This window comes from Anaerococcus provencensis (assembly GCF_000312365.2).
Lineage (GTDB): Bacteria > Bacillota > Clostridia > Tissierellales > Peptoniphilaceae > Anaerococcus > Anaerococcus provencensis.
Genome location: NZ_HG003685.1, coordinates 62,886 through 78,003, shown reverse-complemented (window position 1 = coordinate 78,003; position 15,118 = coordinate 62,886). Strand labels below are relative to the sequence as shown.

Here is a 15,118-nt window from a genome sequence, read left to right as displayed (position 1 = left end):
AAATTCTTATAGCACAATAAAATATGTTAATATATTATAATTTACAAAAACGTTTTTCTAGTTTAAAATTATATAAAGGAGGTGACCCATGAAAATCCTAATAATGATTGATTCCTTCAAAGGATCTTTATCATCATCAGATGCTGGAAACATTATCAAAGATGAGATAGAAAAGCTTAATCCAAATGAAGATATTATTGTACTTCCAGTAGCTGATGGAGGTGAAGGCACTGTAGAATCTATGAGCGAACTTGATGGGGCTAGTCTTATAGAAGTCCAAGTTGAAAATCCGCTTTTTGAAAAAATTATTGGCAATTATGTAATAATAAAAGATAAAAATCTGGCTATAATGGAAATGAGTCAGGCTGCGGGTTTGGTCTTGATCAAAGATAGACTCTCTCCTCTAAAGGCAAGCACTTATGGTGTTGGGACTATGATCAAAGATGCACTTGATAAGGGAATTAGAAATTTCATTATTGGTATCGGTGGCTCAGCAACAAATGATGGTGGGATAGGTATGTTATCTGCTCTTGGCTTTAAATTTTATGATAAAAATAACAATAACATCCATCCATCAAACGAGGGTTTAGGAAGCTTATCAGCAATTGACCTATCGCAAGCTGATCCTAGACTTAAAGAAGCTACATTCAAAATAGCATGTGATGTTGATAACCCACTTACTGGCAAAAGGGGATCTGCTAGCGTCTACGGCCCACAAAAAGGAGCAAATCCTAGAGAGGTCGAAATTATAGATAATAACTTAGCCTTGTTTCACAAAAAAACCAAGGAAGTTATAAAAAATGCAGATGATATTTATCCAGGGGTTGGTGCAGCTGGAGGCTTAGGCTATGCTTTTAAAAACTATCTAGGAGCCGAACTTTCACCAGGTATTGAACTAATCCTACAAATGCTAAATGTAAATGATTATCTTTGTAGTGCAGACTTAGTAATAACCGGTGAAGGTAAAATAGACTTTCAGTCATCAATGGGCAAGGCTCCTACAGGAGTTGCAAAACTTGCCAAAAAATACGGTGCTAATGTTATTGCCTTTGCAGGAGTAGTTGATAATGATGCCATAGAAGTGAACAAGCATGGCATTGATGCCTTCTTCCCTATCCTCGATCAAATAAGGTCTGTCGAAGAAGCAATGGATGCCAAAAAAGCAGAAGAAAATTTACGCAGATGTGTTAATCAAGTATTTAGATTAATATATTTATACAAAAATTAGGAGAAAAAAATGACAGGTATACCATTAATAATTGTATTCATACTTACAATAGTCTTAATGATATTTATGATTAGTAAACTAAATATCCATCCATTCTTATCCATATTATCAGTTTCATTAGTATTTGGACTAATAGCTGGTATCCCACTTGTGGATCAAACTGCAGAAGATGGTACGGTTGTTGCTGGCATAGCAAATGTAATAGGCGAAGGTTTCTCAGGTGCATTTACATCTATTGGTATTGTAATCATCCTTGGAACAATAATAGGAGCGCTTTTGGAAGAAACTGGAGCAGCTCTTAAGCTTGCAGACATGGTTGTAAATCTAGTTGGAGAAAAAAGACCAGAACTAGCCATGCTAATAATGGGTTGGGTCGTATCCATCCCAGTATTTTGTGACTCAGGTTTTGTAATCCTTAACCCAATTAGAAAAGCCTTAACCAAAAGAACATCAGCTTCATCAGTAGCAATGACCATGTGTTTATCTGCAGGTCTATATGCATCACACGTATTTATACCTCCTACACCAGGTCCAATAGCAGCAGCAAATACTATAGGTGTAGGTAGCGACTTATTGCTTGTAATGGGTCTTGGTTTATTAGTATCTATCCCAGCCCTAGCTGGTGCATATTTTTATTCCAAAAGACAAAGTGTAAATATAGAAGAATTAGTAGAAGATGATAATTTGAAAACCTACGAAGAGATAAAAGCCGAATACGGCACTCTTCCAGGTGGTTTTTTATCTCTAGCACCAATTATAATCCCAGTGATACTTATGGCTTTAAGTAATATATTCAAAATTATGAAGGCCGAAGGATTTATAAATGATTTGTTCTTATTCCTAGGAACTCCAATCATAGCTCTAGCAGTAGGACTTATCTTTGGAATCATCCTTTTAAATAATAGAGGAAAGATTGATCACCTTTATGAAATTGTAAATGAATCCTTAAAAGTTGCAGGACCAATTCTTTTTGTAACTGCTGCTGGCGGAGTTTTGGGCAAAGTTATAGCTAACTCTGGCATAGTTGGATTTATCACAGACAATGCAACAGTATTCCAAAGTATAGGAATATTCTTCCCATTTATCATAGCTGCAATACTAAAAACAGCCCAAGGTTCATCAACAGTTGCAATTACAACTACAGCTGGAATCATAGCACCACTACTTCCAGTCCTTGGCCTTGACTCAACAGTAAGCTCAGCTTTAGTAGTAATGGCTATAGGAGCAGGAGCAATGACAGTATCCCACGCCAACGACTCATATTTCTGGGTAGTAACCAAATTTGGTGGCCTACGCGCAGAAGACGGCTACAAAACACAAACAATGGTTACTTTAGTAGAAGGTATTTGTGGCATGCTAGGGGTATTTATCCTATCTTTATTCTTACATTAAGATTTTTAAGAACAAATGTAAAACTAGGCAGATCCAAGGAAATCTGCCTAGTGTTTTATAATATAGTTTTCAATCTAAAATTCATTTATATCTTTAAAAATAAGTTCAATTAAAAATTTATCATCACTTGTTATCATGGCATGAACACCAATTCCCAAATCATTAGCAAATGATTTTACTAGATATAAGCCAAGTCCAGTAGAGGATGATACTTTACTATTCTTACCTGTATAAGATTTTTCAAATATAAATGGCATATCTTTAGTAGAGGGCATTGGCCCGTCATTTGACACCCTTAGTCTCATTCCATGGTTATTAATTGTTGCAAAAATTATCTCACTATCAGCATATTTGATGCTATTGGAAATTAACTGTGATATTATAAAGACCAGAGTATTATAATCACTAATTACATCTACATCAAAGGTATTGTTTACAATTTTTAATTCCTCCTCCATAATAGTGGGATAGAAGTCAATAAGTGTATTTTCTAAAACTTCTTTTATATTTACTTTTTTCATTGTATAATCTTTTTTACTAGAATTAGACCTAGCGTAAAATAATACTGTATCTAGTCTATTTTTAATTTGCTGGTTTGATATATTTAGCTTTTGATATAAATCAGAATCCATATCGGATTTGTTGTTTTCAATTAGTAAAGAAGATGCTGCAAGTGGAGTCTTTATATCATGGGCCCATTTTTCAATTATTTCCCTATAATTTATCAACTCAGACCTATTATATTGGAATTTTGATAATAGTTTATTTTGATTATAAAATACACTGTCAACTAAGGGCTTATAATCTATGCCTAGTTCATCAATTAATTTATCTCTTCTCGAAAAATCCATATTATCATAAAATTCATAAACTAACTTTCTGATTCTTTTTTGTCTATTAATTTCACTAACTAACAATATAAATACACAAATTATGTGGCATAAAATTAAGAAGAGAAGAATATTATCAAAATATTCTACTTTGAGAACTTTCATAACTAAGCAAAATATCAAAATAGTGCTTAGTAATATTATTATTGGCTTTGCTGTATTTTTCAAAAAACTATATTTCATAATTTATCCGTGTCCAATCTATAACCAATTCCCCTTACAGTTATGATAAAATCATCTATGCCTATTGTTATAAGTTTCTTTCGCAATCTATTAATATTTACTTGTAGGATATTTTCATCGATATAAATGGTATTCCAGCCAGATTCTAAAAGCTCATCCTTAGTCAAAGTTTTTGGATAAGCTTTGATTAGAGCTTTTAATAAGTCACTTTCTGTTTGGCTAAGTATTATAAAAGTATTTTTATAGGTCAACTTATTTGTACTAGTTTCAAGAATTAAATCTTTGATCTTTTCCTCATCAGAAAATTTTTGATAGATATTAAGTAGTTTTTTGGCCCTTGCAATGAGTCTATTAGACATAACTGGCTTTGTCAAAAATTCATCTGCTCCCAAATCAAAACTCACAAGTTCATCATCTAGCTTATCTCTACTGGTTAAAACTAAAACTGGTATAGTTAAGTTTTCTTTAATATGTGATAGAATTTCGTAACCACTAACACCTGGTAAATTTATATCTAAAATAATCAAATCTGCCTTTGGAATTTCCATCAACTCTGGATCATCTTTAAAATCATCCAATGCTATAGCTTCAAAACCATTAGATGTAAATATTTTTATTAACTCTTCTACAATTATCCTATCATCTTCTATAATATATACTTTTTTCTTATTCATAATTAATATCCTTAAATGAAACAAGTTTCTCACTAATAAGCATTAATAACATAAAAAAGACCGGAATCAAAATATAAAAAGCTAGCATATAAAAATTTGATCTATAATATACATATTCTGTGCTTATCGATTTTATATACCTAAAGTAACAAAAATAATTTATCAATGACAGAGATATAATGAGACTATAAATCTTAACAATATGTGACTTTTGAATTTCCAACAAACTTTCTGCTGTATCTCCAAGAAGAGATAAAACTTTAAAGTCATTAGACTTTCTATTAAAAAATGCCATTATGTTAATTGACAAAAATAGTCCAGATATAAGTATTAGTATTATGAAAAGATATATCATAACAAATTGTCTAGACAAAATATTACTATAAGAGTGCTTAATCATCCACACTAATGATTCAAATCTAATATTTCTTTTAAAGAAATCATTCCTGATCTTCTCCAGAGCTGTATTTTTACCATGCTTTTCTATGTAATCATCTGATACTACAAAATTATAGACTATTGGCTTTTTCTCTCCTACAAATCTGTCATATATATCATCATTAATAACATAAATATTACTATCCCAATACATATCATTAGCAAAAATTATGTCAGATCTAGCTACAGCATTAACCTTAAATTTTAAAGCCCCTATATTTATAAATGATTCATTATCCGCCAAGTATGCATTTATAATTGCAAAACTAGTTCTATCTATTTGCTTAGAGTACAAATAAATTGAATCTTCTTTTGAACTAAGATTAATGGCCTTATCACCAAATACTTTTTTATATGATGAATAGGCCATAATCTTTGGAGAAGATACCGGATAACCATTTGTTAAATCTACTAGATTCTCTATTTCATTTTTAAAGTCACTATCATCAATGTCAGAAAATCCACTAATATTAATAGGATAAATATCAGAAAAAATATTACTATAATCTTCACTTATATCATTTATGACATCAATATCTTCAAAAACACTAAAATGAGGCCTCAATTTCGAATCTGTCAAATAATAGCCAATTTCAAATACAGATTTGTTTAGGTTAGATAAAGCTACTGTAAGCGCAATTAAAATAAATATCAGAGTTATTTTTGCTTCATTGGTATGAAATAAAAACAAAGATTTTTCATAGCTATAAACTTTGGATGCGTTTATTAATTTTCTTATAAAAAATATTATAAGAATATCAATAGCTATTAAAAATAAAGTAAGTTTAAAATTCATTATGGCATTATCATGGGCGTAGTAGACAAATCCAAGGATTAAAAGAACTTTTATTATTAATACTGGAATTTTATGACTATTTATTTTATCCTGATACTTTTTGCCTAGTGATAATACAATTATGGCTAATGAAAGCATGACAAATAATAATAGCAGAGCAAGGGTAAGTCCCATTGCTTTTGCATCAAAGTTTATCCTATGGGTTCCAATATTTAAATCCAGTAATAAAATTGATAGCAAGTCAATAATTTCAGCCAGTAAAATTCCCAAGGGAAGTCCAAGAATAAAACCCAAAAATGTTTCAAGACCAATAGAGCTTAGCAAGATCATGTATAGCTTACATCTTTTCAATCCCATATTAATTAAAAGTTTTATTTCATCATGGTTATTATAAATCTCATTTTTTAGCCCATAGTAACTAAGAACTGCAAATAAAGCAATTGCTAGAATATAAGTATTTAAGATATTAGTAATTACATAGTTCCTGCCATCTTCATATAAATATTTAAAAATCTCATTATTTTGAATACTCAATAGTAAGTATGAAAACACAGTAAAAATAATTAATATTTTTAAAATTAAATTATTAGATTTATTTGCTTTCAAATTTATTTTAAAGTTTCTATTCATAATATCTCACACAATGATTTGCTTGTTTGCCTTGTTAATCCTATTATAATAGTCCTTTTGACTCTCAGTATCCCCCATCATAAGTTCATTAATTATTTTCCCATCTTTTATAAACATAATCCTATCTGCAAAGCTAGCTGCATAGGAATCATGGGTCACCATTATTATCGTAGTATTCTCTACTTTGTTAATATCTTTTAATATCTTAAGTAAATCAATAGAACTTTTTGAGTCAAGCGCTCCCGTAGGTTCATCAGCTAAAATTATTTTAGGTTCAATAGCTATAGCTCTAAGGGCAGCAACTTTCTGTTTTTGTCCTCCAGATAAGTCTTTGGGATATTTATTTAGGAGTTCAAAAATATCCATTCGCCTTGCTAGTCTATGAATTTTATTCATATCCCATTTTTTGCTATGGATTTTAAAAGGTATCAATACATTTTCTAGGGAAGAAATATTATCAATTAATTTAAAGTCTTGAAATATATAGGTCACAAGATTTCCCCTATAATTTTCTAATTCCTTTCTGCTAAAACTATTAATATCCTTACCATCAAATATGATTTCCCCATTAGTCACTTTAGATACTCCTGCAAGCATATTTAATAGTGTAGTTTTACCAGAACCACTTGTTCCCATTATAGCAAAAAATTCACCATCTAATACATCAAAGCTCATTTCATCTATGGCAGTAAATGAAGATTTCCCTCTTCCATAAGTTTTTTCAAGATATTTAATTTGTAAAATTCTTTTATAATCCATAGCGTGCCTCAAAAATATTATAACATTATAAAAAGAAAACTGCTTAGTTAGCAGCTTCCTTTATATCAGCTATATTATCTGTATAGGTCATCTCACTTGTCAAGGACATATATCTTTCATAAACATCTAGCACATCTTCATCTGTTTCTAGAAGTTTACTTGTAACCTTACCTTGGCTATTGTCAAGATATGTCTGAAATAAATCTCCATTTTCATCATATAAAGAATATCCGTAGTTAAGGTCATCAGAAATAGTAACCTTATAGCCAAAATCTGTTTTTTCCACCTTATTATAATTATCTAAAGCTCGAAGTACACTCTCTTCACCAAAGCTTAGTTCATTTGTTGTACTTATTGTTGGAATGTCATAATCAGATCTATTATCACTATGATAAAGATTAGTTTGTGTATCTATCCAAGTTCTATCATCGCCTTTTGATATAAAGACATTTAGGTAATTATTTTTTAATCTTCCGTCGATATCTATATCATTTTCTTGATCACAGCCACTGATACTAATGTAATCTATTGACCCATCTTCTGATTTTGTCTCCCAATACTCAATCCCATTGGACCTCTCTTTTGATTCTAGCTTTTCGATAAATTCCCTTGTGACATCATCTGCATTATCTTTTATTGATATTAATTCAGCTCTTCTTTCATCATTTTCTTCTTGGTAGTAGTTATTGTCAAATCCAGAAAATATACCAAGCCCTAATATAACTGCCATTGATGCAAACAAAATATTTCTTTTTTTCATAACATCCTCCTTTGTTTGTGATTATAGGATATCATGCTTTATTCATTAATTTAATTACAAGTTTTGTAAGAATTCTAAAATTCAGCTTTTATGCCAAGATATTCATAAGTCCCCTTCATGTCTAAGCTATTTTTTATAATATAATCAATTTTCAAATCTATAGGAACTAGGACCATGTATTTATTTGCTCCTAGGAAAGATTCCATGTAAGTTTGGTATTTTTCTAAGAATTTAGTTATCTGCTCTTCTCCAATTGGATTTAGCCTTATTTGATCGAAGTATCTGATTATTTCTGGTCCTATGACTGTGGAGTCTGTTTCGTTGTTTGAGTAATCCTTGCTATTTGATGCTATATTTAACATTAGGGCAAGGCTTCTGTTGATTTTAGAGTTTTTGAAAGTCCTTAGAGATATCGTATCTTTGTCTGCTACAAATAGGTAGTCATCATCTGTGTATTCTTCTCTAAGTTCACCAACTATTTCGTTTATCGGTTCATCAAAACTATATTTTTCGGGATATTTTAGGATTTCTTTCATACGATCTCTTATGATATCTGAGATATCCATATCCCCTATACTGGTAAATTTTGGAGCCTTGCCAGCTCCTGCTCTTTGGACTATTATTTTTTTATTTTTACTAAGAATTTGCTCAATTCTCCAGATTGATCCAGCCAGATAAATATTTGTATCGACTTGGATTTCAGGTCTAATTTCTACTTCGCCTATTTTTGCTTTATCATTATAAACAGTGTATGTACCGCCTGTAATAAATTGATTGTAGAAATTACCACGACTCATAAGCTTTTCTATGGCACTTCCTGCTATTACTTCATTTTCCAAGATTTCTATATATCCTTCTTTTGCCAAATGCTCGCTAATTTTGGCAAATTCTTCATCACTTATATCAGAAAATGTCGAAAGTGTTTTATTGAGGTACTTATATTCTTCAAGACTTAGGCCAAAGTTTTCTAGAAGTGTAGAAAGTACTTGGTGGGCAAAAACATCATAGGCTTTGTGAGTCTCTTCCGTTTTGTCCAATATTCCATCTTCATACAGACTTATTGTGGCCAAGGCTTCTAGCAAGTCCCAGGGATTTGCAGATATTTGGTGGAGGATAGAAGTTTTTGTCTTTCTACCGCTTCTGCCAAGCCTTTGGGCTAGGGATAGGACGGAATGACTTGGTCCATATTGGCAAACACTTGTTACAGCACCAATATCTATACCAAGCTCTAGGGTTGATGTTGCACATATTACAAATTTCTCCATCCTGGCTTCCTTGGCAAAATCTTCAATCTCTTTACGCCTATTTTTGCTGACAGATGAATGGTGGGCAAAAACTCTAACATCTTTGCCAGTCGCCTTAAATTCTTCAGTAAGTTTAACAGCAAAAGTTTCAACCTTATCCCTAGAATTTGGAAAAACTAACATTGCTCCATCGGCAGCATAGGCACTTATCTTTTTAATCGCATCTGAAGAAATAGTTTCTGATGGAAAGTAATCAATTGTCACTTCTAAATCATTTCTAGATTTATCGACTATGATATTTGTATCTCTTCCATTTGCAAAAAAGTTTTTGGCTAAGGAATAATTATCTTCACCAATTGTTGCAGAAAGTCCAATCATCCTTGGGCTTTCATAGGTATAACGTAAGATGCGGCTAAGCAAGGACTTTAATTGAAGTCCTCTATTGCCTGATAAAAAGCTATGAATTTCATCTACTATGATGACTTCAACATCTTTGAGTAGATTTTTTGCCAGATCTGCTTTTCCAGAAAGGAGTGCTTCTATAGATTCTGGAGTGATTAGTACAATACCTCTGGGGTTTTCAATTAAGGCATCTTTTTTACTCTTGCTAGCTTCACCGTGCCAAGCAGTTATAGCTATATCCATATCTAAGCACATATCATTAATTCGCTTAAATTGGTCATTAATTAGAGCTATGAGTGGCGAAATATATAATATCTTTAGGCCGTGATCAAAATCATCAATCGAACTTATTGCTGGCAAAAAGGCAGCTTCAGTTTTACCTTGGGCTGTTGCAGCGGACAAGATTAGGTTGTTGTCATTGGCAAAATAAGTTTTAATAGCTGCATTTTGTATCCTTGTAAGTTTTGGCCAGCCTTTTTCGTGGATATAAAATCTCAAGTCTCTATTTAGTAATGAGTAAGCATCTGTCATATTATCTCAATCTCATCGTCTTTGTCATCAGGATCTTTGCTTATTTCTACTATATTTTTAAATTTCATGGAAAGTATCTCGGTGATTTCTACATATGGATTTTGTCTTTTTAAATCTAGAATTTCTATAAAATCTTTTATGACTGCACGAGGAGTTAGGAATTCATCCGCTCCTGGCCTATTTAGTTGGCCTTCCATATAAGTTATAATCTGATCTTGGCTTATGGAAATGGCCTCTTTATAATTTACATTATAAATATTTACCAAATTTTCCAAGAGGGTGTAGATTTCTTCATTGGAAAGTGGTTTTAGACCTAGGACAGTTCTATTGGTATTTATAAGCTTACTATCCATGCTCTCTTCGCTACCAAGGCGGCCCTTCAATGCTCCATAAGAAGACATGCCCCTATTTTCATCAAAGACTGTTTTTCTAGTAGCACCAAAGTTTACAAATAGGCCCCTAGCTTCATTGGACTTAGTCTCGTTATAAATATTTAAAATTCTTTCGTAGTTTCTCTCACGAGTTACAGCATAAGGGAGTTTATAAAGATTCACTGCTTCATCAAAATTAACCACAAAGCCCGCAAATCCAATTTCTAAAAAAAGCTCACTCATATTTTTGAGGGCATCAAACCAATTGTCATCAGTTATTATCTGATTTATTTCAAGTATTTTTTTAGCTTCTGTTTTTGTAGTAATATCCCCCCTAAGCCATCTGATGGCGTTTGTTTTAAGGAGTCTATTATCAGTTATAAAGCCTTGGTAATATTTTGTAAGAGCCTGACCAAATTCATAGGATAGACCAACTGCCTTAAATCTTGCCAGGGTATTTAATATCTCATTTATAACTTGATCTTCTTTTGCTCCCTTTAAAACTTCAATAACATCTATTGAATTATCGCTTGCAATCTTACTTGCCAATTGGTTAATCCATTCCTCTATGATGATCTCAAGGACATTTCCACTTCTTTGAGTTTTAGTTTTTATATTGTCTATAATTTCAGTGTATAGGGCAACAGCCTTTCTATCTGTGGCATAAAATCTCCTCGATGGAGTCAGATCTAGACTTGATACTACAAAGTTCTTCCCTAATGAAATTTGTTCTATAGTTGCTAGCATAAAGCTCTTACCAGAACCAAAATCTCCAACCCAAAATCTTATATCCGAACCTCCATCAGCGATTGTGTCCAAGATTTTTATTACTTCATCAACTTCCCTATTTCTTCCTACTAGCAGATGTTGGACTCCCATATTTGGGACAACTCCACCTTCTAAAGACTTAATAATTGTATTTGCTTCTTTGGGATTAATTCGTGTGGCCATCTAAGTACTCCTTTACCATTTCAACATAAAAAGGGTCAATAATCACATTATCATCTTCTATCAGTAAGGCTTGATCGCCTATAAATTCAAAAAGTTCATCATTTATCTTTCCAAGAAATGTGTTTGTAGTTAGCTGATCTGCTAGGGTAAATTTGTCAAATTCATCTTTGCTCATAGATCCATTTTCTAAAATTTTATTTAAAATCACATGGTATTTCCCACCATTATCTAGGATTTCTTCTTTTGGATCTTCTGGTAAGTCTTCTCCTGGATTATCTTCATCCAAAAATTCGTTGACCTTATTGACAGTTTTTCTAAGATTTTCCCTAGACTTATCAATCCTATTTATATCAACTTCGATTCTTTTTAACTTATTCTTATTTAATGATTTTATATCTTCATAAGTGGCTAAATCCATATCTCTTAAATTTACCAAGGATAAAAAATCGTCAAAGTTATCTGCTTTTATGATTTCAAATAATATTTTTTCGTGTGATTTTTTATTATAATCAAGTTTGTATATATAATATAAGGCAATTATTTTATCTTCTGTATTATCTGATTTTAAAAATCCATCTAGAATCCTGGGGAAATTATCCATTGTAGATATTTCTTCCACAAAAGAAATTTTTCCACTTAAGTCAAGCCTTTCCATATAATTTATATAATCTTTTATTTTGCCAGAATTTTCTTTTAAATGATCTTCATAAATCTTGTTGATAAGGAAAGGGTCTATGGTTTTTATATAGGCTTTTTGGATTTGTTCTATAAATTCTAGGAGATGCCCACCGTCAAATTCCACCAAGTTTTCTTCTGCCTTAGCTTGATTGCTCTTGTTAAAGAAAGTAAAAACTTCCCTCATGTTTTTCTCACTTATGATCAGTATACTTTCTAGGGCAAGTTTTGATTGCTTGTAAGGCTTCATAATTCTAATGAGACTTTTGCTATCAATGTCATCATTGTCAAAGATTCTCCTTAAAGTAAATAAGTACATATCTAGGAGAATATCCACAACAAGAGGATTTTTCCAAAGAACATTGTTGCGCTTAGATATTTGGTTGATGGCTATTTCTTCATCTTTTGATATTTTATATTTTTCCCTTAGAAGCCCATCTTTATCCCACCAAGTTGAAACTTTATTATTAGCAGTAAGATTAAAATATTCTCTAGTTTTCTTATCAGGGGCCTTGAGATTCTTTGATAGCTCCAATGCTCTGGCTTCAAGCAAATACCTAGCCTTTTTTGATATGGAATTTTCTATAATTTGATATGATTTATCTGCTGATTTGTTATAAAGGGGGTTATAGAAACTTAAAACAGTATTTTCTGCAATAAGATAGATTGTATAGTATATATCATAGGAGAATTGCTCACGCCTTAACCTTGATACCATTCTAGCAATGCTTGTGCCACTTTTGTTTAAGTGATATTCCAAACTATCACATAGGTCAGCATAGGTCTTCAAGGATGCAATATTAATTTGCTTTACTCTCATGGCAGGATTTTTGTAATATCGGTCAAGCTTTAATATCCAATACTTATAATCTTTGATGAGGGGCTTGTCATTGAAATTTTCTTTTGGGATTTTTTCTTCCTTATCTAGACTTATATCAATCACGCCTTTTAGATTTGATGAGTCTATTGTTCTTTTTATAGTATTATTTTCGCCTTTTGATAATTTGCTCAAGTCATTGAGCATTCCATTAATCATCTTCTTTATATCATCAAATTCCATAAGTCCCCTCCTTTTTACCCTTATTTATCATTATACTTTGACTTATAGTAAACTGCCCTATTATTTAGGATCTACGAAAATTTATATGATAAGAAAATATCAACTTTTTTTACAAGTATTACTTGCAAAATATTTACTTACTTTATATGATAGAAGTGTAAATAAATATATTAGGAGGAAATATGCAAAACAAAAATTCAAAATTATTATTTACACTTGCTTTTACTACAGCATTTACCTTTACAAGCTTGTTTGCTGGACTTAATCCTGCTTATGCAGCAAGTTTGACTGAGGCAGAAAAAGTAGAATTTGAAAATTCATACTTCAACAACAGTGTTGTTAATAAAGCAAGCAAAATGTTACTAAAAGATGCACCTGCTACAACAGCAAATATCAAAGATTCTCTCAATCAAAAAATTGCTGAATCAGATGCCCTTCTTGCAGAAAGTAAAGATGTGATTGAAAGCATCAGACCAGAAAGAGCTAACGAATCCAAAACTATTAAAGATTTGGATCAATCAGTTTTTGATAACCAAGTTTATCAAGAAGCTATATTTATGCTCTTTGACCTTACTCCAAAAACAGTTGAGTCTATCAAAGGTTCATTAACAGAACTATTAAATTCATCTATCCCAGAAAATAGTGAAGCTACTAATCTTCTTTATTCTATGCGTGGCTTAAAACAAATAAGTCTAATCCACTACAATGATACACACGGCAGAGTTGAAGAAAACGCAAAAAATGGTGAGATCGGCTATGCTAAAATCAAAACTTTCTATGATTACAAAAATGTAAATGATAATGCCCTCCTCCTAGATGCTGGAGATACATTACACGGAACAATCTTTGCAAATATTGCCCAAGGACAGAGTGTTGTAGAAGCAGTAAATAAAATGGGCCTTACAGCTATGACAGCTGGTAACCACGACTATAACTACGGCTACAAGAAACTTTTAGAATTGAAAGACCTTGCCAATTATCCAATCCTTGGCTCTAATGTAGTTGATGAAAATGGAAATCAAATCCTTGACGGCAGTCAAATTGTTGAAATAAATGGTGTTAAAGTTGGTATATTCGGACTTTCCACTCCAGAAACTAAGACAAAGTCTTCTCCAGTAAATACCGAAGGATTAACATTTGAAGATCCAGTAGAAGTAGCAAAAAAAGAAGTTGAAAACTTAAAGGCTAATGGTGCTGACATAGTTGTTTGTCTATCTCATCTTGGTATAGACGAAGAAAGTGAAGATACATCTACAAAAGTTGCTGACAATGTTGATGGAATCGATGTAATCATAGATGGTCACTCTCACAGCCAACTTGACGAAGGAAAAATCGAAAAAACAACCCTTATTGCACAAACAGGAGCACACGGCTATAACCTTGGCGAAGTGACACTTCTTGTGGACAAGGATAATAAGGTTAATGCTAAATTTGCTAAACTTCACCCATACAAAAAAATGCAACACATCAATGCTAACCAAGAAATTCTTGATGTAATTAATAAATACAACGATGCAAATAAAGATGTATTAAGCCAAAAAGTTGGTATGACAGATGTTGACCTTGACGGTGTTCGTGGCAATGTTAGAACAAAAGAAACTAACCTAGGTGACTTCATCGCTGATGCTATGAAAGATTCAATCGGCGCAGATGTCACAATCACTAATGGTGGTGGAATCAGAGAATCTATAGTTAAAGGTGACATTACAAAAGGCGATGTACTTACAGTATTCCCATTCACCAACTTCCTAGTAAAAATCGAAGTTACAGGTGCTGATATCCTAGCTGCTCTAGAACACGGACTAACAGATACACCAAACGAAGCTGGTAAATTCCCACAAATAGCTGGTATGACAGTAAAATATGATTCAGGCAAAGAAGCCGGCAGTAAAGTAACAGAAGTATTAGTTAATGGCGAAGCTCTTGACCCAAACAAAACTTACTCACTAGCAACTAATGACTTTATGGCTATTGGTGGAGATGGATACGAAATGTTTAAAGGAAAAACTAGAAGCGAAGAAAGAGGACTTATCTCTGATATATTCGAAGAAGCTATCAAAGCAAATGGAACTATAAATCCAAGCACAGATGGAAGAATGACAGATATAAGCAAATAGTTACTAAAAGCTCTTAT

General features: G+C 32.2%; 11 protein-coding genes. 3 read left to right on the top strand and 8 right to left on the bottom strand.

Features of this window, described 5'->3' with window-relative positions:
* Positions 1-88: 88 nt before the first annotated feature.
* A complete protein-coding gene (locus BN38_RS00715; protein ID WP_044565004.1) occupies positions 89-1,228 on the top strand; it encodes a glycerate kinase in 1,140 nt (379 codons plus the stop codon).
* Positions 1,229-1,237: 9 nt separating this feature from the next.
* Complete coding sequence (locus BN38_RS00710) at positions 1,238-2,620, top strand: GntP family permease (RefSeq protein ID WP_044565003.1); 1,383 nt, start codon at positions 1,238-1,240, stop codon at positions 2,618-2,620.
* A 74-nt stretch (positions 2,621-2,694) separates the two neighbouring features.
* Here the strand turns inward: BN38_RS00710 and BN38_RS00705 are convergent, their stop codons facing one another.
* From BN38_RS00705 to BN38_RS00670, 8 genes are all read right to left on the bottom strand, one after another.
* Positions 2,695-3,693, bottom strand: coding sequence for a sensor histidine kinase (locus tag BN38_RS00705; protein WP_044565002.1), 999 nt, complete (start codon positions 3,691-3,693; stop codon positions 2,695-2,697).
* Positions 3,690-4,367, bottom strand: a complete 678-nt coding sequence (locus BN38_RS00700) for a response regulator transcription factor (RefSeq protein ID WP_044565001.1) — start codon at positions 4,365-4,367, stop codon at positions 3,690-3,692. The genes BN38_RS00705 and BN38_RS00700 overlap by 4 nt, the downstream gene beginning before the upstream one ends.
* Complete coding sequence (locus BN38_RS00695; RefSeq protein WP_044565000.1) at positions 4,360-6,231, bottom strand: FtsX-like permease family protein; 1,872 nt, start codon at positions 6,229-6,231, stop codon at positions 4,360-4,362. Before BN38_RS00695 ends, BN38_RS00700 begins: the two co-directional genes overlap by 8 nt.
* A gap of 6 nt (positions 6,232-6,237) precedes the next feature.
* Positions 6,238-6,990, bottom strand: a complete 753-nt coding sequence (locus tag BN38_RS00690) for an ABC transporter ATP-binding protein (RefSeq protein ID WP_044564999.1) — start codon at positions 6,988-6,990, stop codon at positions 6,238-6,240.
* A 43-nt stretch (positions 6,991-7,033) separates the two neighbouring features.
* Entirely contained in the window at positions 7,034-7,750 is a 717-nt protein-coding gene (locus BN38_RS00685; RefSeq protein WP_044564998.1) for a hypothetical protein, read from the bottom strand.
* Positions 7,751-7,824: 74 nt separating this feature from the next.
* Positions 7,825-9,927 carry a DEAD/DEAH box helicase gene (locus BN38_RS00680; RefSeq protein WP_044564997.1) on the bottom strand — a complete coding sequence of 701 codons (2,103 nt, stop codon included), beginning with the start codon at positions 9,925-9,927 and terminating at the stop codon, positions 7,825-7,827.
* Positions 9,924-11,249 (bottom strand): ATP-binding protein, encoded by a 1,326-nt coding sequence (locus BN38_RS00675; protein ID WP_044564996.1) that lies wholly within the window; start codon positions 11,247-11,249, stop codon positions 9,924-9,926. Before BN38_RS00675 ends, BN38_RS00680 begins: the two co-directional genes overlap by 4 nt.
* Positions 11,233-12,984 (bottom strand): tellurite resistance TerB C-terminal domain-containing protein, encoded by a 1,752-nt coding sequence (locus BN38_RS00670; RefSeq protein ID WP_044564995.1) that lies wholly within the window; start codon positions 12,982-12,984, stop codon positions 11,233-11,235. Before BN38_RS00670 ends, BN38_RS00675 begins: the two co-directional genes overlap by 17 nt.
* Positions 12,985-13,166: 182 nt before the next feature.
* On the opposite strand from BN38_RS00670, the gene BN38_RS00665 reads away from it, so the two are divergent.
* A complete protein-coding gene (locus BN38_RS00665; protein ID WP_049944404.1) occupies positions 13,167-15,101 on the top strand; it encodes a bifunctional metallophosphatase/5'-nucleotidase in 1,935 nt (644 codons plus the stop codon).
* Positions 15,102-15,118: the final 17 nt, after the last annotated feature.